The organism is Methylobacterium sp. NPDC080182, from assembly GCF_050281105.1.
GTDB lineage: Bacteria > Pseudomonadota > Alphaproteobacteria > Rhizobiales > Beijerinckiaceae > Methylobacterium.
This window is the reverse complement of record NZ_JBNNWO010000006.1, coordinates 269,284-286,463: the sequence shown is the minus strand read 5'-3', so window position 1 is coordinate 286,463 and position 17,180 is coordinate 269,284. Positions and strand designations below refer to the sequence as shown.

The 17,180-nt window shown below is 72.8% G+C and carries 13 protein-coding genes; 8 read left to right on the top strand and 5 right to left on the bottom strand.

The window, feature by feature from the left end:
• Positions 1-16 precede the first annotated feature (16 nt).
• The 8 genes from ACQKQD_RS13545 (at position 17) to ACQKQD_RS13510 (ending at position 8,277) form a co-directional block, all read left to right on the top strand.
• Positions 17-1,183, top strand: a complete 1,167-nt coding sequence (locus ACQKQD_RS13545; protein ID WP_132368915.1) for a substrate-binding protein — start codon at positions 17-19, stop codon at positions 1,181-1,183.
• A gap of 357 nt (positions 1,184-1,540) precedes the next feature.
• A complete protein-coding gene (locus ACQKQD_RS13540; RefSeq protein ID WP_020096060.1) occupies positions 1,541-2,374 on the top strand; it encodes a branched-chain amino acid ABC transporter permease in 834 nt (277 codons plus the stop codon).
• A gap of 4 nt (positions 2,375-2,378) precedes the next feature.
• Positions 2,379-4,220 carry an ABC transporter permease subunit gene (locus tag ACQKQD_RS13535; RefSeq protein ID WP_427508610.1) on the top strand — a complete coding sequence of 614 codons (1,842 nt, stop codon included), beginning with the start codon at positions 2,379-2,381 and terminating at the stop codon, positions 4,218-4,220.
• A complete protein-coding gene (locus tag ACQKQD_RS13530) occupies positions 4,213-4,944 on the top strand; it encodes an ABC transporter ATP-binding protein (RefSeq protein ID WP_427508596.1) in 732 nt (243 codons plus the stop codon). Before ACQKQD_RS13535 ends, ACQKQD_RS13530 begins: the two co-directional genes overlap by 8 nt.
• A 149-nt stretch (positions 4,945-5,093) precedes the next feature.
• Entirely contained in the window at positions 5,094-6,026 is a 933-nt protein-coding gene (locus ACQKQD_RS13525) for a DUF1028 domain-containing protein (RefSeq protein ID WP_427508595.1), read from the top strand.
• The gene (locus tag ACQKQD_RS13520; RefSeq protein WP_427508594.1) at positions 6,007-7,419 is read left to right on the top strand and encodes an amidase; all 1,413 of its coding nucleotides are present in this window, start codon (positions 6,007-6,009) and stop codon (positions 7,417-7,419) included. Before ACQKQD_RS13525 ends, ACQKQD_RS13520 begins: the two co-directional genes overlap by 20 nt.
• Positions 7,420-7,585: 166 nt before the next feature.
• Positions 7,586-7,816, top strand: a complete 231-nt coding sequence (locus tag ACQKQD_RS13515) for a hypothetical protein (protein WP_020096055.1) — start codon at positions 7,586-7,588, stop codon at positions 7,814-7,816.
• A gap of 44 nt (positions 7,817-7,860) precedes the next feature.
• Entirely contained in the window at positions 7,861-8,277 is a 417-nt protein-coding gene (locus ACQKQD_RS13510; RefSeq protein ID WP_020096054.1) for a DUF1236 domain-containing protein, read from the top strand.
• Between the two features lie 204 nt (positions 8,278-8,481).
• On the opposite strand, the gene ACQKQD_RS13505 is transcribed toward ACQKQD_RS13510, so the two are convergent.
• The 5 genes from ACQKQD_RS13505 to ACQKQD_RS13485 all read right to left on the bottom strand — a co-directional run bounded on the left by ACQKQD_RS13505 (position 8,482) and on the right by ACQKQD_RS13485 (position 17,164).
• A complete protein-coding gene (locus ACQKQD_RS13505; RefSeq protein ID WP_091928231.1) occupies positions 8,482-11,958 on the bottom strand; it encodes a CheR family methyltransferase in 3,477 nt (1,158 codons plus the stop codon).
• On the bottom strand, positions 11,939-12,499 hold the full coding sequence (locus tag ACQKQD_RS13500; RefSeq protein WP_020096052.1) for a PAS domain-containing protein: 561 nt from the start codon (positions 12,497-12,499) through the stop codon (positions 11,939-11,941). The genes ACQKQD_RS13505 and ACQKQD_RS13500 overlap by 20 nt, the downstream gene beginning before the upstream one ends.
• 225 nt (positions 12,500-12,724) lie before the next feature.
• A complete protein-coding gene (locus ACQKQD_RS13495; protein ID WP_091981481.1) occupies positions 12,725-15,307 on the bottom strand; it encodes a PAS domain-containing protein in 2,583 nt (860 codons plus the stop codon).
• A gap of 235 nt (positions 15,308-15,542) precedes the next feature.
• Positions 15,543-15,899, bottom strand: a complete 357-nt coding sequence (locus ACQKQD_RS13490; RefSeq protein WP_091981479.1) for a hypothetical protein — start codon at positions 15,897-15,899, stop codon at positions 15,543-15,545.
• A 164-nt stretch (positions 15,900-16,063) separates the two neighbouring features.
• Positions 16,064-17,164, bottom strand: a complete 1,101-nt coding sequence (locus ACQKQD_RS13485; RefSeq protein ID WP_427508593.1) for an SMP-30/gluconolactonase/LRE family protein — start codon at positions 17,162-17,164, stop codon at positions 16,064-16,066.
• Positions 17,165-17,180 lie beyond the last annotated feature (16 nt).

Here is a 17,180-nt window from a genome sequence, read left to right as displayed (position 1 = left end):
TCCAAGGAGTTCGTTCATGGTGAAATGGTCCCTCGTCGGCGCCGCGGCGCTCGCCCTCGCCGCCGCGCAGGCCGCCACGGCCGCGCAGGCCGCCGACGGCAAGCCGATCGTCATCGGCATCCCGATCGGCCTGTCGGGCGCCAACAGCGTCGTCGCCCCCTCGGTGGTGCAGTCGGCCGAACTCGCCGTGGAGGAGATCAACGCCAAGGGCGGCGTCCTCGGCCGCAAGCTCGTCCTGGAGGTGGCCGACGACGCCTCGGGGGCGGCCGGCGCCCAGAAGGCCTTCGACAGCCTGATCTACCAGAAGAAGGTCGACGTCCTGATCTCGATGGAGACGAGCGCGGCCCGCAACGCCGGCCTGCCCGCCGTCACCAAGGGGAAGGTGCCGTACATCTACACCTCGTTCTACGAGGGCCATTCCTGCAACAAGAACATGTTCGTGGACGCCTGGGTGCCGGAGCAGCAGGTGCCGCCGGTGGTGGACGCCTTCAAGGCGAAGGGCGCCAAGACCTACTTCCTGATCGGCAGCGACTACGCCTTCGGCCGCGGCATGCTGGGCTTCGCCAAGAGCTACGTCGAGAAGACCGGTGGCAAGGTGGTCGGCGAGGAGTACCTGCCGATGGACGGCAGCGACTGGACGGCGATCATCTCCAAGCTGAAGGAGGCCAAGCCCGACGCGCTGATCACCTCGACGGCGGGCGGCGCGCCGAACGTGACGCTGACCAAGCAGTTGCGCGGCGCGGGCGTGTCGCTGCCCTTCGCGAACCTCGCGCTGGACGAGGGCACCGCCAAGAGCATGGGCGCGGACGCCGAGGGCGTCTACCTCTCGGCCTCCTACGTCACCGGGATCGACAGCCCGGAGAACAAGGCGTTCCTGGCGGCGATGCAGAAGAAGTTCGGCGCGGAGCTGCGCACGCCCAACGACCTCTCGGTGCCGGAATACGAGGCGATCTACCTCTACAAGGCCGCCGTCGAGAAGGCGGGCGGGACCGAGACCGCCAAGGTCCTGGAGGCGCTGCCGAGCGTGAGCTTCACCGGGCCGCGGGGCACGATCACCATGAGCAAGCAGCACCACGCGCCGCTGACCATGTATCTCGGCCAGATCCAGAAGGACGGCACCGTGAAGGTCGCCGGCACCTTCAAGGACGTCGATCCCGGCGAGCAGTGCCCGAAGCTGCAGTGAGGGGCGGGGCACGAGGCCTCGCCCGGGCGGGCGACGATATCCACCCGTCTCGCGCCGACGTCGATGACGGAGCGCCACGTGCCCCCTCTCCCGTGCGGGAGAGGGTTGGGGTGAGGGATTAGACGCTCCAGGATCGAGCGCGCCGTCGTCGCGCTGTCTTGGACGAGACTTCTCCGGAGAGGTCACACCCCTCACCCTGTCCCTCTCCCGCACGGGAGAGGGGACCCGCGCCCGGTCCGGAAGCCGCGGTGCCGTGGTCGATACGTGACTCGGCAAGCCCGCAGAGGGGGAGGGGACCGTCGTCACCCGCCAAATCCCTCCCTCAGCCCGCGACGACACGCGCACCCGGAAACCCCGATGCTGCTCACCCTCGACATCCTGACCACGGCGGCGATCCTGTTCATCGTCGCGATCGGCCTCCTGGCGATCTTCGGCGTGCTCAAGATCATCAACTTCGCCCACGGGGCGTGGCTGACGGTCGGCGCCTACTGCGCGGTGGTGACCGCCCGGCTCGGGCTCAACCCGTGGCTGGCCCTGCCGCTCGCCTTCGTCGTCGGCGCGGCGCTCGGCGGACTGGCCGAGCACTTCATCATCCGCCCGCTCTACCGGCGGCCGCTGGACGCGATCCTCGCCACCTGGGGGCTCGGCATCGTGGTCGGGCAGCTCATCACCCTGGCCTTCGGCCGGGACGTCCAGCTCACCCCGAACCTCTACGCCGGCACCGTCGCGTTCCTCGGCGTCGACTACTCGGCCTACCGCCTCGTGGCGCTCGGCATCGCGCTGGCGATCGGCACGCTGTTCGCGCTCACCATCGAGCGGACCCGGCTCGGCCTCTCGGCCCGGGCGGTGATCATGAACGAGACCCTGGCGCGCAGCCTCGGCATCGACACGGGCCGGGTGCGCCTCGTCGTGTTCATGCTCGGCGCCGGCTTCGCGGGCCTCGCCGGCGTCCTGCTGACGCCGCTCACCAGCGTCGACCCCAACATGGGCGTCTCCTGGCTGATCGGCGCCTTCATGCTGGTGATGGTCGCCGACGCCTCGTACCTGGCGCTCGCGGCGGCCTGCCTGGTCTTCGGGGCCGCGCAGGTCCTGATCAGCACCTTCGTGAGCCCGATCCTGGGCAGCATCGCCGTCGCGGTGCTCGCCGCCCTCGTGCTGCGGATCAGCCCGAAAGGTTTCTCCCGTGCTTGAGACCCTGCCCGCCACCGAGCCCGCCACCGAGCCCGCCACCGAGCGCGCCGCCGCGGCGCCCCGCGGACGCCGCCTGTCCCGCGCCGCGCCCTTCGTGGTCGCGGGTCTGGCGGCGCTGACCCTCTGGATCGCGCCGCTCGTCCTCGACACCTTCGCGGTCAACGTCCTGACCCGCTCGATGATCTACGCGGTGCTGGCCGTCACGGTGGACCTGCTCTGGGGCTTCGCGGGGATCCTGACCTTCGGCCAGGCGGCGTTCTTCGGCATCGGCGCCTACGCCACCGCGATGATCCTCGCCGCCTACGGGGCGACGCCGCTCGGGATCGCCGCGGCCATCGCGGCGGCGCTCGTCGCGCCGGCCCTGCTCGGCCTCGCGGTCGGCTGGCTGTCCTTCTACCACCGCTCGACCCCGCTCTACGCCTCGGTGATCTCGCTCGTCGTCCCGATCGTCGTCGTGCAGCTCATCTACGCGGGCGGGGAATGGACCGGCTCCAGCAGCGGCCTCGTCGGCTTCGACGTGCTGCCCTTCGAGACCGAGGGCTATTTCCGCCTCGCGGCCCTGTTCCTGATCGCCGTCACGCTGGCGGCCTGGATCCTGGTCCGGGCCGATGCCGGCCGTGCCCTCGTGGCGCTCCGGGACAACGAGGCGCGCTGCGCCTATCTCGGCCTCAACCCGCGGCGCCTGCAGATCCGGCTCACCGCGTCCCTCGCCGCGGTGGCGGGGCTCGCGGGCTTCCTGTTCGCCAACGCCTCGGGCGTGGTCGCGCCCGAGAATGCCGGCTTCCTGTTCGGCACCGAGCTGGTCATCTGGGTGGCGCTCGGCGGCCGCGGCACGCTGCTCGGCCCGGTGCTCGGCACCGTCGCGATCGACTACCTCGCGGCGAATCTCTCGGGCGACCTGCCGTTCCTCTGGCAGCTCCTCCTGGGCTCGGCCTTCGTGGTCATCATCATCCTGCTGCCGGGCGGCCTCGCCGACCTCGTCGGCCGCCTCTGGCGGGCGCTGCCGGTGGGCCGGCGGCAGCCGGCGCCGCCGCGCCTCGTCGCGCGGGCGGCCGGGACCGAGGCGGCCGGGCCGGAGGTGACCGGGACCGAGGCGACCGGGACCCCGATCCTCAAGGTCGAGAACCTCGCCAAGGCCTACGGCGCCCTGACGGTGCTGGAGGGCATCGACCTCGAGATCCGGGCGGGCGAGCTCGTCAGCCTCGTCGGGCCCAACGGCGCCGGCAAGACCACGCTGATGCGCTGCCTCAGCGACGGCACCGAGCCGTTCAAGGGCGCGATCGCCGTCGGCGGTACGCCGATCACCGGGCTGACGCCGAACCGGATCGTCGGCCTCGGCGTCGGGCGCAAGTTCCAGGTGGCGAGCGTGTTCGAGAGCCTGTCGGTGGCCGACTGCCTCCGCCTCGCCCGGGCGTCCCACGACGGCCTGAGCCCGGTCGGGCGGGCCGAGACGCTGGGCCTGCCGCAGCCGGCCCTCGACGTCCTGCGCATGACCGGCCTCGACCGCCAGCTGACGCAGCCGACGCGCCTCCTGTCCCACGGCCAGAAGCAGGCGCTGGAGCTCGCCATGGTGGTGGCGCTGGAGCCGCGACTGATCCTGCTCGACGAGCCCACCGCCGGCCTGACCAAGGCCGAGCGCACCACCATCGGGACCGTCCTCAAGGCGCTCACCGCCGAGGGCCGGATCGCCGCCGTGCTGGTCGAGCACGACCTCGACTTCGTGCGCGAGATCTCGTCCCGGATCGTGGTGCTGCACCAGGGCCGGCTGGTCCTGGACGGCACGGTCGAGGACGTCGTGGGCTCCGAACTGGTCCGGACCATCTACTCGGGAGGCGCCCATGGGTGAGGCAGCACGGCAGATCGCGCCGGCGGGGGCCGCCCTCGCCCTCGACGGGGTGTCGAGCGGCTACGGCGCCGTCGCCATCGTGCGGGACGTGTCCCTCTCGGTCGGGCCGGGGGAGATCGTGGCGCTGCTCGGCAAGAACGGCATGGGCAAGACCACGCTGCTCAAGACCGTCCTGGGCATGGTGGCCCTGCGCGGCGGCGCCATCACGGTCGGGGGCCAGGCGCTCGCCGGCCTCGCGCCGGCCAAGCTCAACGCGCTCGGCGTCGGCTACGCGCCGCAGGAGCAGCCCCTGTTCCAGGACCTGTCGATCCGCGACAACCTGCGCCTCGCGGTGCCCTCCGACCGGATGCTGCCGGAGGCGCTGGAGCGGCTGTTCGGCCATTTCCCGTTCCTGAAGGATCGGCTGGCCCAGCGGGCCGGCACCCTCTCGGGCGGCGAGCAGAAGATGCTGATCCTCGGGCGCGCCCTGATGCTGCGCCCGCGCCTCCTACTGATCGACGAGATCTCCGAGGGCGTGCAGCCCTCCATGGTCGAGCGCCTGCGCGGCGTGCTCCAGGCCGAGCGGGCCGCGGGCGTGTCCATGCTGGTGGTGGAGCAGCACGTCGCCTTCGCGCTGGCGCTCGCCGACCGCTACGCGGTGCTCAAGCTCGGCGAGATCGTCGACAGCGGTCCGGCGCAGGCGCCGGACGCGCGGGCACGCGTCATCGACCATCTGGCGGTGTGAGGTCGACCCGGATCCGCCACCGTCATCGCGAGCGCAGCGAAGCGACCCAGGGTCGCGCCACGCTCCCGGACGGGGCGCTGCTGGATTGCTTCCCTGCGCTCGCAAAGACGGTGGTGGATTGGGAGCAGGGAGGAGGAAGCCGAAAGCGCATGAGAGAACTCAACACCTTCTCGATCGCCGCCCGCTGCCCGCGGACCGGCCAGCTCGGCGTCGCGGTGGCGAGCGCAGTCCCGGCGGTGGGCGGCCTGTGCCCGTTCCTCAGGGCCGGGATCGGGGCCGTCACCACCCAGTCCTGGGTGAACCCCTACCTCGCCGCCCGCATCCTCGACGGGCTGGCCGGCGGGCAGGATCCCGACGCCGCGCTGGCGGCGGCCCTCGCCACCGACGACCGTCCGGACCTGCGCCAGCTCGGCCTCGTCGACGGGCAGGGGCGGGCCGCCGCCTGGTCCGGCGCCGGATGCACGCCGGCGGCCGGCCACCGCACCGGGGCCGGCTACGCCGTCCAGGGCAACATGCTCGCCGGGCCGGGCGTTGTCGACGCCATGGCGGAGGCCTTCGAGGGGAGCGACGCCCAGGATCTCGACGAGCGGCTGATGCGCAGCCTGGAGGCCGGCGACGCGGCCGGCGGCGACCGGCGCGGCAAGCAGTCGGCGGCGCTCAAGATCGTCGCCGGCGAGGATTACCCGCACCTCGACCTGCGGGTCGACGAGCACGCCGAGCCCGTGGCCGAGCTGCGTCGCGTTCTCCTGGTCGCCCGCCGTCAGCTCGTGCCGTTCGTGGCCGGCATGCCGCGGAAGGACGGCCCGGCCGGCGCCCTGCCGGACGACGTCGTGGCGATGCTGCTCAGGCCCCCCGCCGAGCGGCCGGGCGCCGCCGGGGATGCAGCCCCCGACCTGCTGCGCGACGTCGTCGGCCTGCGCCAGGAGCCCCGGCGGGTCGCGCACCTGCTGGCCCAGTTCGCGCCGGTGCTCGCCGAGATCGCGCGGCTCCGCGACCTCGACCTCGCGGACATCCACCCGCCGGTCGTGTTCGATCCGACGCTCCCCTACCGCCGGGTGCCCCATGACGACCGCCGCGACTGACCCCCTCTGGCAAGCCCCGATCACCGAGCTCGCGCGGCGGATCGCGGCGCGGGAGCTGTCGAGCGCCGAGCTCGTCGGCGCCAGCCTCGACCGGATCGCGCGCCTCGACGGCGCCCTGAACAGCGTCGTCCACCTCTCGCCCGCGGCCCTCGACGCCGCGCGCGCGGCCGATGCCGAGATCGCCCGGACGGGGCCGCGCGGCCCGCTCCACGGCATCCCGATCGCCGTCAAGGACAACTACACCACCGCCGACATGCCGACCCGGGCCGGCACGGCGGTGGAGGCCCTGACCTTCCCGGCGGCCGACAGCCACGCCGTGGCGCGGCTGCGGGCGGCCGGCGCGGTGATCCTCGGCAAGACGCGGATGCACGAATTCGCCTGGGGCATGGTCACGCCGCCGACCCGCAACCCCTGGGACCCCGACCGGGTGCCCGGCGGCTCCAGCGGCGGCTCGGGCGCGGCGGTCGCGGCCCGCCTCTGCCCGGCCGCCCTCGGCTCGGACACGGGCGGCTCGATCCGGATCCCGGCCGCCCTGTGCGGGATCGTCGGCCTCAAGCCGACCTACGGCCGGGTCGGCCGGTCGGGGATCGTGCCGCATTCCTGGTCCCTCGACCATGCCGGGCCGCTGACCCTGACGGTGGCCGATTCCGCCCTGATGCTGCAGGCGCTCGCCGGCCCGGATCCCGGCGATCCCGCGGCCAGCGCGGCCCCGGTCCCCGACTACACGGCCGGGCTCGACCGGCCGATCCGGGGCCTGCGGGTCGCGGTGATCCGCAACCACTTCTTCGACGCAATCGACGACGACGTCGCCGCCGCCGTCGAGGCGGCGCTCCGCTTCCTCGAAGACCGGGGCTGCGCGGTGCGCGACGTCGCGGTGCCGTCCCTGCGCCACGGCCTCGGCGCCATCTACGCCATCGAGCTCGCCTCCTCGACCGCCTACCACGACCGCAGCCTCGCCCGGGGCCACGTGGCGGGCTTCGCCGCCGACGTCCGCGACCTCGTGGAGATGGGCCGGCTCGTGACCGGGCCGGACTACCTGCGGGCCGAGCAGGTGCGGGCCCTGATCATGGACGAGATGGCCGCCGTCCTGGCCGAGGCCGACGTGATCGTCGGCCCGGCCTCGCCGCTGACCGCGTGGCGGACGGACGAGTCCGCGGTGACGCTCGGCGGGCGCGCGGAGAGCGTGCTGGCGGCCTCCTGGCGCCTGACCTACCCGTTCAACCTCGCGGGCCTGCCCGCCATCGCGCTGCCCTGCGGCTTCGACCGGCGCGGCCTGCCGATCAGCCTCCAGATCGCCGCCCGGCCCTTCGCCGAGGCCGAGATCCTGCGCGTCGCCCACCAGTACGAGCGGGCGCACGACTGGTGGTCCCGGGTGCCGCCCCTGGCCGGCTGAGGCGCCGCTCCCGTCCCGACCAGCTGAGCGGGACGGGAGCGGTCGATTGTACACAACCAATACCGTGCCGCATCGCGAATATCCGCGTGATCTACCGATCAATGCGCGTGGAACCCTTTTTCCGCCGCTGCCGTTGCTGGCTTCGATTGAAGTCAGGAGGCCAACCATGCGGACCATCATTCTCTCGGGCGCCCTGTTCGCGGCCCTGTGCGGCGCGGCGAGCGCCGAGGAGACCACCGTCATCCGCCGCGACGGGCCCGCCGTCGTCGACCACCGCGACACCGTCGTCGAGAAGCGCGAGGTCACCACCGGCAGCGTCGATTGCGGTTCGAAGACCGTCCACAAGGAGGACGGCATGGGCAACTCCAAGACCGTCCACAAGGAAGGCTGCAACTGATCCTGGGCGGACAGCCGCGCCCTGACGACCCTGGAGATCTCAGCATGACCAACAAGCTTCTTCTGTCGCTGGCGACCGCCGGCCTCCTCGCCCTCCCGGCGGCCGCCCAGGCGCAGGGCACCCTGCGGGGCGCGGCCGAGGGTGCGGCGGTCGGCGCCGACGCGGCCGGCCCGGTCGGCGGCATCGTCGGCGGCGCGGTCGGCGCGGCGACCGGCACGGTCGGCGGCATCCTGGGCGTCGACGACCGCCCGCGGTTCCGCAGCTACGTCCGCGAGCGCGGCGCGCGCTCCTACAGCTGGGGCGGCCCGGTCCGGGTCGGCACCGTGCTGCCGGAGGACAGCGTCACCTACTACGACGTGCCCACCGAGTACCGGGTGCGTCCGGGCTACCGCTACACCATCGTGAACGACCAGCCCGTCCTGGTCGATCGCGGCCACCGCATCGTCGAAGTCATCGACTGAGGGGGGGCGGGGCGCCGGTTCGTCCGGCGCCCTCCGGCATCGTGACTCCTCCCGAACCCGCGGTGAAGGATCGGGAGACCTCGCCGTCTTTGCGAGCGCAGCGAAGCAATCCAGGGTCGCGCAGCATCGGCAAGCGTGGCGCCGACGGGATTGCTTCGCTGCGCTCGCAAGGACGGCCGACGCACGGATATCCCTGAGCGCGCGTCAGCCCCGCAGGAGTGCCGCCTCGGGCAGATGCAGCGTGATCCGGTACTCGGCGGCGTCGTGGCTGCGCGTCACGGTCGCTTCGAGCTGGCGCAGCGACATCTCCACCAGCATCGTCCCGAAACCTCGTCCGGGCCTCGGCTCCGGGACACGGGCCATCCGCTCGCACCAGTCCAGGACGAGTCCCGCCTCCTGCCGGTCCCAGGTGACCGACAGCGCGCCGTCGTCGGCCCCGAGCGCGCCGTACTTCACCGAGTTCGTCGCCCACTCGTGCAGGATCATCGCCAGCGACGACACGTGCCGCCAGTTGATCGCCACGAGGGGGCCCTCGATCACCGTGGGGACGTGGTCGCGGTACGGGCGCAGGGTCGCGCCGATCAGGCCCGCGAGATCGCTCATGCCCTGGCCGTCGGACGGGTCGGCCAGGGAATGCGCCCGCCCGAGGGCCGAGATGCGGTCGCGCATGTCGGTGGCGAAGACGCCGATCTCCCGGTGCGTGCGGGCGCCCGCCGAGATCATGCCGCCGATGATCGCGAACAGGTTCTTCACCCGGTGGTTCATCTCCCGCAGCATCAGGTCGCGGGTCTCGGCGAGCGCGTATTCGGGCGACACGTCGATGCAGACGCCGACGATCCGCTTCCGGTCGCCGCTCCGGGTCAGGCGCCCGTAACTGCGGATGTGCCGCGGCGCGTGGTCGGCGGCGCGCACGCGGATGCGCGCCTCGAACTCGTTGAGCCCGTGCGCCGCCTCGGACAGCGCCGCCTCGAAGCCGGGACGGTCCTCGGGCAGCACGCTGGCCGCCAGGGACGCGGTGGGGTGCGGGGTGTCGGGAGCGAGGCCGAACATCGTGCCGGCGATGCTGTCGACCACGACGGTCCCGGCATCCGGGCTGTATTCCCAGACGCCGATGCCCCCGGCCTTCACGGCCAGTTCCAGCCGCTCGCGCTCCGCGGCGAGCTGGCGCTCCAGCGACAGCGCCTCGGTGATGTCGGTGAGCACCAGGGTGGCGCCGTCGACGCTGCCGTTCTGCAGGCGGTAGGGCAGCACCCGCAGCGAGAGCGTGCGCTCCCCGTCCCGGGTGGCGACGCGCCGCTGGATCACCGAGCCGCCGGCGCAGACCTCCTGGGCGTCGTGCAGGTACTCGTGCCCGGCGAGCCGGCTCGACACGTCGGCGAGGGGGCGGCCGCGATCGCCCGGCTGCAGCGGGAAGATCGTGGTGGCCGACGTGGTGAAGCTGCGCACCCTCAGCTCGCGGTCGAGCACCACGACGGCGAGGTCGGTGGATTCGAAGAAATTGCGCAGGTCGGCATTGGCGATGGTGAGCTGCTCGACCTTGGTCTTCAGCTCGTCGTTGACCGTGGACAGCTCCTCGTTCGTCGACTGGAGCTCCTCGTTCATCGACATCATTTCTTCGTTGGAGCTCTTCAGCTCCTCGTTCGTCGTCTCCAGTTCCTCGACCGCCGAGCGCAGCTTGTAGCGGGTGCGCAGCAGCTCCTCTTCCAGCGCCTCGACGTGGTCGCCGCCGGCATCCATCTCGATCAGGTCGAGGTCGTCCGCCGCCCGGAAGGCGCCGGTGTCGCGCAGCACCAGGAGCATCGAGCCGTCGGGCAGGGGATCGCAGATCAGCTCCACCGGCTGGACGCCGTATTCCGAGCGGATCTCCACGTCGCGGACGACCACGCGCTTGCGCGCGTCGCGGGTCTGGCGGAGCAGCGGGCCGATGACGTCGCGCAGGCCCGGGCGCGCCAGGGTGATGGCGCTGGTGCCGCCGGTCCGGGTCACCGGGAAGTCGAAGTAGCGGCTCAGGCGCCCGTAGGCGGCGATGATGCCGCCGTCCTCGTTGAGCACCATGCTGGGCGGGGCGTAGCGCTCCATGACGCGGCGCACCGCCACGGTCTCGTCGGCGATCGAGGGCTCGCCGCGCCGCTCCTCGCGCCCGCCGCGCCGGGCCTCGCCCCGGCGGGCGCTCCCGGGCAGGTCGATCGGGTATTGCGGCGCGCCCGGCGGCCGCTCGAACAGGCGGGCGTGCTGGTCAATGACCGGGAACAGGTGCTCGAAGCGGCTGACGCTCTCCGAGGGGCCGAGGAACAGGTAGCCCCCCGGCCGGACCGCGTAGTGGAACAGCGGCACCACCGATTGCTGGAGGCGCTCGTCGAAGTAGATCAGCAGGTTGCGGCAGGACAGGAGGTCGACCCGCGAGAAGGGCGGGTCCTTGACTAGGCTGTGGCTGGAGAAGCGGATCAGGTCGCGGATCTCGGCCGCGACGGTGAAGCGCTCGGCGTGGAGGACGACGTAGCGCTCCCGCAGATGGGCCGGGATGTCGGCGAGCGCGGCGGCCGGGTAGGTCGCCTCCCGGGCGATCTGGAGCATGCGCTCGTCGATGTCGGTGGCGAAGATCTGGACCGCCGGCGGCAGCCCGAGGCGGCGGGCGGCGTCGGCGAACAGCATGGCGATGCTGTAGGCCTCCTCGCCGCTGGAGCAGCCCGGGATCCAGACCCGGATGTCCTCCTCGGGATCGCGGGTGCGCAGCAGGGGCTCCACCACGCGCTCCCGGAGGAGCTCGAACATCTCGGCGTCGCGGAAGAAGCGGGTGACGTTGATCAGGAGGTCGCGGAACAGCGCCTCGCACTCGGTCTTGTCGGCCCGGACGCGGCCGAGATAGGCCCGGCCGGACTCGAGCCCGAGGACGTGCATGCGCCGCTCGACCCGCCGGACCAGGGTGGTCCGCTTGTAGCCGGCGAAGTCGTGGCCCACCGCCGCGCGGATGACCCGGCAGAGGTCGTCGATGTGGTCGGCGACGAGGCGGGACTCGGCGTCGACGGCGTCGGTGCCGCGGCGGCGGAAGAAGGTGGTGAGGCAGTCGACGATCTCGCCCGGCGGCCGCACGAAGTCGACGAGGCTGGTCCCGACCGCCGAGAGCGGCATGCCGTCGTAGCGGGCGGTGTCGGGCTGCTGCACCACGCAGACGCCGCCGTGCTCCTTGATCGCCCGCAGGCCGGTCGTGCCGTCGGCCCCCGTGCCCGACAGGATCACGCAGGCGGCGTTGGCCTGCTGGTCGACCGCGAGCGACAGGAAGAAGTCGTCGATCGGCCGGCGCAGGCCCCGCGGCTGGACGAAGTGGGTGAGTTCGAGGACGCCGTTCTGGATGACGAGGCCGCGCCCGGGCGGGATGATGTAGACCTTGTCGCCCGCGATCCGCTCCCCGCCCTCGCACTGGAGAACCTCCAGCTCGGTCTGCCGGTCGAGGAGCTGCGCCAGCATGCTCTCGTGGTTGGGGTCGAGGTGCTGGACGATGACGAAGGCCATGCCGGTCGGCGGCCGGGCGCGCGCCAGCATCTCCCGCAGGGCCTCGAGGCCCCCCGCCGAGGCGCCGATGCCCACGACGGGCCCGGCGAAGGGCGGGGCCGTCACCGTGCCGGCGCCGTCCAGGACCTCCGAGGCCTCGCCGCCGGGGGCGCTAAGGAAATCCTGGTGCATCGAGATCCGCGAGCGTGAGCTTGGCCTGCGCGACCGTGGCGACCGTGTTGGCGATCGTCATCAGCGAGCCCTCGATGACGAGCCCACTCTCCGCAAGCGTCGGGGTCAGCCGGGACAGGGTCCGGCCCAGTTCTGCATCGTAGGCGGAAAGCAACTCAGGTTGCGAGCGGCTGACGTCGAATTGGGATGCGAAAAGGTAGCGCACCTCGCCCGAGAGCGCCTTCAGTTTGGACATGTACAGAAGGTTGACGAAGGGCTTCCCGTCCTTGCGGAAATTCACGATCGGCGTGCGCACCGTGTCCTGACGGTCGTTCTCCAGGAAGGCGTGGATCTTGGCCCGCGCCTCCCGGTTGTCGGCGTCGCGCTGGAGGAGGCGGCAATTGCGCCCGACGACCTCCGCGCCCGTGTAGCCGGTGAGCTGGTGGAACCGCTCGTTCACCAGGAGCAGGACGTTGTCGTCGCCCGCCGCGGCCAGCGCCAGGGCGATGTGGGATTTCTCGAAGAAGGTCGTGAGTTCGGCCGGGATGGTCTGCGTGTCCACGGTAGCTTCCCTGTCGCCTCCGTTCGGCGCGGCCCTGCCGGTCCGCTCCCGGGCCTGCCCGCCCGCCGGGCCCCGTGCCGAGGACGCCCGCGATGGTGCCCGCGAGGTCGCCCTCATGGGCGCGCCGGCGCGGTATGGCAATGACGCCCGGGCCGGAGAACCCGTTCCGCGCGGGCCTGCGACGCCGTGTGCCGGAGGCGAACCGCCCGCCCGGGCCTCCGGGCCTCAGCCCTCGCCGCCGATGATGCCGCGGATGCGGGTGGCGAGCGCCTCCAGGGCGAAGGGCTTCGTCATCACCTGCATGCCGGGGCCGAGATGGCCGTGGTTGAGGGCGGCGTTCTCGGCGTAGCCGGTGATGAACAGGACCTTCAGGTCCGGGCGGTGCTGGCGGCCGGCATCGGCCATCTGGCGGCCGTTCATGCCGCCGGGCAGGCCGACATCGGTGATGAGCATGTCGACGCGCACGTCCGACTGGAGGACCTTCAGCCCCGAGGCGCCGTCCGCTGCCTCGATCGCCGCGTAGCCGAGATCCTCCAGCACCTCGGTGACCAGCATCCGCACGGTCGGCTCGTCGTCCACAACCAGGACCGTCTCGCCCTGCTCGGCGCGGGGCGCGTGGGCGAGGTCCGGCAGGCTCACCTCGGCCTCCGCCTCGCCGAGATGGCGGGGCAGGTAGAGGCAGACCATCGTGCCCTGGCCGACCTCCGAGTAGATCCGGACCTGCCCGCCGGACTGCTTGGCGAAGCCGTAGATCATCGACAGGCCGAGGCCCGTGCCCTCGCCGATCGGCTTGGTGGTGAAGAACGGGTCGAAGGCCTTGGCGACCACGTCGGGGGTCATGCCGGTGCCGTTGTCCGAGACGCAGAGCGTCACGTACTGCCCCGGCTCCAGCTCGCGCTCCTGGGCGGCCCGGTGGTCGAGCCAGCGGTTGGCGGTCTCGATGACGATGCGCCCGCCCGCCGGCATCGCGTCCCGGGCGTTGATGCAGAGGTTGAGCAGCGCGTTCTCGAGCTGGCTCGGATCGACCAGCGTCGGCCACAGGCCGCCGGCCCCCACCGACTCGATCGCCACCGCGGGGCCGACCGTGCGGCGCACGAGCTCCATCATGCCCTCGACCAGGCGGTTCGCGTCCGTCGGCTTCGGGTCGAGGGTCTGGCGGCGCGAGAAGGCCAGCAGGCGGTGGGTCAGGGCGGCGGCGCGCTTGGCCGCGCCCTGCGCCGCGCCGATGTAGCGGTCGAGGTCGCCGACCCGCCCCTGCAGCATCCGGGTCTGCATCAGCTCCAGCGAGCCGACGATGCCGGCCAGCATGTTGTTGAAGTCGTGGGCGAGGCCGCCGGTGAGCTGGCCGACCGCCTCCATCTTCTGCGACTGGCGGAGGGCCTCCTCGGCGCGCATCAGCTCGGCCGTCCGCTCGGCGACCCGCTGCTCCAGGGTCTCGTTGAGGCTGCGCAGCGCCGCTGCGACGCGATCCCGCTCGGCCTCGACGGCGCGGCGCTCGTCCACGTCGATCAGGACCCCGGGGAAGCTCAGGGGCGTGCCGTCGGGCGCGTGGTCGACGCGGCCGTTGGCCTCCAGCCAGTAGTAGCGCCCGTCGGCGCGGCGCACCCGGTACTGGTGCGCGTAGGCGCCGCCCCGGGCGACGGCCGCGTTGATGGCCGCGGCCAGCCCGGGCTGGTCGTCCGGATGCACGGTCGCGACGATCCGGGCGAGCGGGATGCCGTCCCGGCCCAGCGCCGGGTCGAGGCCGAAGCTGCGGGCGAAGCCCTCGTCGACCGTGAACCGGTCGCTCGGCAGGTCCCAGTGCCACGTGCCGATGATGGCGCCGGCCGCGAGGGCGAGCTGCACGCGCTCGATGTTGGTCCGGGCGAGCGCCTCGCTGGCGCGCAGGGCGTCCTCCGCCTGCCGGCGCGCGGTGATGTCCCGGAACAGCACCGAGACCTGGCGCCGGCTCGCCGGCCCGATCCGGGCGGCCGAGACGTCGATGAAGCGGTCGGCCTGGGCGAAGAAGCGCTCGAACCGGATCGGGACACCGGTGCGGAGCACGCCGCCGTAGAGTTCGAGCCAGGCCTCCGCGTCCTCGGCCGACACGAGGTCGCGCAGCGTCCGCCCGACGATGCCGGCGATGCCGGTGTGGCGCTCGTAGCCGGGATTGGCCTCGACGTGGACGTAGTCGCTGAGCGGGCCGTGCGGGCCGTCGAAGAACTCGATGATGCAGAAGCCGTCGTCGATGGCCTCGAACAGCGTCCGGTAGCGCTCCTCGCCGGCGCGCAGGGCGTCGCGGGCCTCGCGCTGCTCGGTGATGTCGCGCGCGACCCCGGAGAACCGCACCGGCCGCCCCGCGGCGTCGCGCTCGATCTCCCCCTGCCGGGCGATCCAGCGGATCTCGCCGGTATCCGGCCGCCGGATCCGGTAGGCGACGTCCCGCGGGGCGTCGCCGCGGCGCCGGCTCGCCGCCGTCGAGACGAGGGCCTGGTCCTCCGGTAGGATCAGCGCCTCGACCAGCTCGGCCGGGTAGGTGTCGCGCTCCGGCAGGCCGTAGAGCCGGCAGAATTGCGGGGTCGGGTGCAGGAGCCCGTCCGCGACCCCCACGGTGAACAGGCCGATCCCGCCCGCCTCCTGCGCCCGCAGCAGGCGCGCCTCGGCCTCCCGGAGGGCGAGGCCGGCCCCGGACAGGTCGGCGGGGGGCTGCGGGAGCGTCGGGGCGTCCGCCTCTGCGCCGGTGGCGGCCGCCCGCGCCCGGAGTCCGGCGGCCTCCGCCTCCAGCGCGCGGGCGCGCCGCAGGAGCGCCTCGGTCCCCGTCTCGTCCACGCTCAGGGCCCGTGCGTCGCGATGGACTCCCCCGCCGGCCGCGCGGGGCGGTCGGGGCGGATCGCCAAAATCGGGAGGGCGGGGGATACGGGCACGGGGCTGGCGCTGCGACAGAGGGGCGGGGCGTGGGCGCCTTCTGCCGGAAACGGACCTGGGACGCCACGGGACCGGACCATAACGCGCGGAAACCGCTAAGGCTGCGTCGGCCGGCCCGGCGGGCGACGGGGGCCGCCGGCTACGGCTCGGCGAGGCGGCAGGTGGCGCTGCTCGCGCGGGGCCAGCCGTAGTAGATCGTCTCGGCCTGCACGTCGGCGAGGCTCACGACCTCCGGCACCGAGGCCTGCTGCGTGTCGAGCACCGTCCCGCCGGCCCCCGTGAAGGTGCAGAGCACGGTCACGTTCGTCGCGAGGTCCGGGCCGGTGTTGCGCAGGTTGACCATCGCCCGCTGCGGCTCGTGCGAGTCCGGCGGCGTGTGCAGCCGGGTCTCCCGCAGGACCAGGGCGGCGTCGGCCCGCGCCGGCGGGGCGAACGCGACGATCAGGCCGGCAGCCAGGAAGGCGCCGGCCCACCGCGACGACTGCATCCTGCGCATGGTCGGTCCATCCTCTCTTCGTGCCGGGCCTCGGTGCCGGATCCCGGTACAGGGTCCCGGGCCCGGCACCCGCCTCGATCCAACTTGTAACCCGGGTTCCGGGTTCGGCGTCAGCCGCCGCGCGCCCGACGCGAGGCCGCCCCTGGGACCGGGCCGATCCATCCTCAGTTGCGCAGCGGCTCGGCGTCGATCTGCATCCGGTAGATCGTCGTCGGGAACTTGACCGTCGAGGCCGCGCCGCCGCTCATCGCCGGCGTGCGGTTCATCTGCGCCGCCGGGATCCACAGACCCCCCTGCTCGTCGATCCACATCGCGTCGACCCAGACGAGCCGCGGGTCCTGCACCAGCGTGCTCACGGTCCCGTCCGGCGCGATCTTGAGGATCCGCAGGCCGTCCGTGTCGCTCGCGTAGATGGTGCCGCCCGCGTCGATGGCGGTGCCGCCCGTCGCCACCGTGGCGGCGTGGAGCTTCACGTGCCGGGCGCGCTCGTCGTCGCTCACGGCCGCGTCGTCGAGGTACCGGGTCTCGATGCTGTAGAGCGGCCCGGTGCACGCTTGGTAGTAGAAGGTCTTGCCGTCCGGCGAGACTTCCAGCTGGTCGGCGTGGATGAAGAGCAGCTTGTCCTTGTCGTCCCGGAGCACGCGGCCCTGGCCGGTCAGCGGGCGCTGCGCGATCGTCGACCAGTGTCCGTCGAGCACCCGCCGGAGGCCGCCGGTCTCGCGGTCGAGGACGATCAGACCGGGCTGGCCGGCATCCGTCAGGTAGATGTGGCCGCCGTTGAACCGGAAATCGTCGATGAAGCTCTTCTCGGTGGTCGCCGCCTGCAGCGGGTAGACCCTGCGCACGGCGTTCGTGGCGAGGTCGATCTGCACGAGCTTCGGGCCGCCCGGCAGCGGCGCAGCGCCCATGCCGGACGCGCCCTTGTCGACCACCCAGAGATTCCCGTCCGGCCCGATCCGGATGGCGTTGACCGCCACGAAGGCCTTGGCCGGGTCGTCACCCGTCTTCCAGGCGTTCCAGGCCGCGTCGGGGTACGGGACCGCCTTGCCGTCCCGCCACTCGCCGAGCTCGATCCCCTTGTCCTTGCTCTGCCGCTGGAACGGCGAGAACAGCCGGCCGTCCGCGGACCGGGTGATGCCGTTGAAGACGAGGTCGTTCGACTCCACCATCGGCTTCAGGGCGTCGGACCCGGCCGGCGCCTCGGCGGCGCGGCCGGGCGCGCCGAGGCCGGCGGCCAGCAGGAGGGCGAGGAGCGTGGCGCGCATGGTGGGTTCCCGGTCC

Excerpts from the sequence above, each read along its gene's own strand:
- ACQKQD_RS13545 (WP_132368915.1), top strand. The coding sequence starts at position 17 with ATGGTGAAATGGTCCCTCGTCGGCGCCGCGGCGCTCGCCCTCGCCGCC.
- ACQKQD_RS13540 (WP_020096060.1), top strand. The coding sequence starts at position 1,541 with ATGCTGCTCACCCTCGACATCCTGACCACGGCGGCGATCCTGTTCATC.
- ACQKQD_RS13530 (WP_427508596.1), top strand. The coding sequence starts at position 4,213 with ATGGGTGAGGCAGCACGGCAGATCGCGCCGGCGGGGGCCGCCCTCGCC.
- ACQKQD_RS13525 (WP_427508595.1), top strand. The coding sequence starts at position 5,094 with ATGAGAGAACTCAACACCTTCTCGATCGCCGCCCGCTGCCCGCGGACC.
- ACQKQD_RS13520 (WP_427508594.1), top strand. The coding sequence starts at position 6,007 with ATGACGACCGCCGCGACTGACCCCCTCTGGCAAGCCCCGATCACCGAG.
- ACQKQD_RS13515 (WP_020096055.1), top strand. The coding sequence starts at position 7,586 with ATGCGGACCATCATTCTCTCGGGCGCCCTGTTCGCGGCCCTGTGCGGC.
- ACQKQD_RS13510 (WP_020096054.1), top strand. The coding sequence starts at position 7,861 with ATGACCAACAAGCTTCTTCTGTCGCTGGCGACCGCCGGCCTCCTCGCC.
- ACQKQD_RS13505 (WP_091928231.1), bottom strand. The coding sequence starts at position 11,958 with ATGCACCAGGATTTCCTTAGCGCCCCCGGCGGCGAGGCCTCGGAGGTC.
- ACQKQD_RS13490 (WP_091981479.1), bottom strand. The coding sequence starts at position 15,899 with ATGCGCAGGATGCAGTCGTCGCGGTGGGCCGGCGCCTTCCTGGCTGCC.
- ACQKQD_RS13485 (WP_427508593.1), bottom strand. The coding sequence starts at position 17,164 with ATGCGCGCCACGCTCCTCGCCCTCCTGCTGGCCGCCGGCCTCGGCGCG.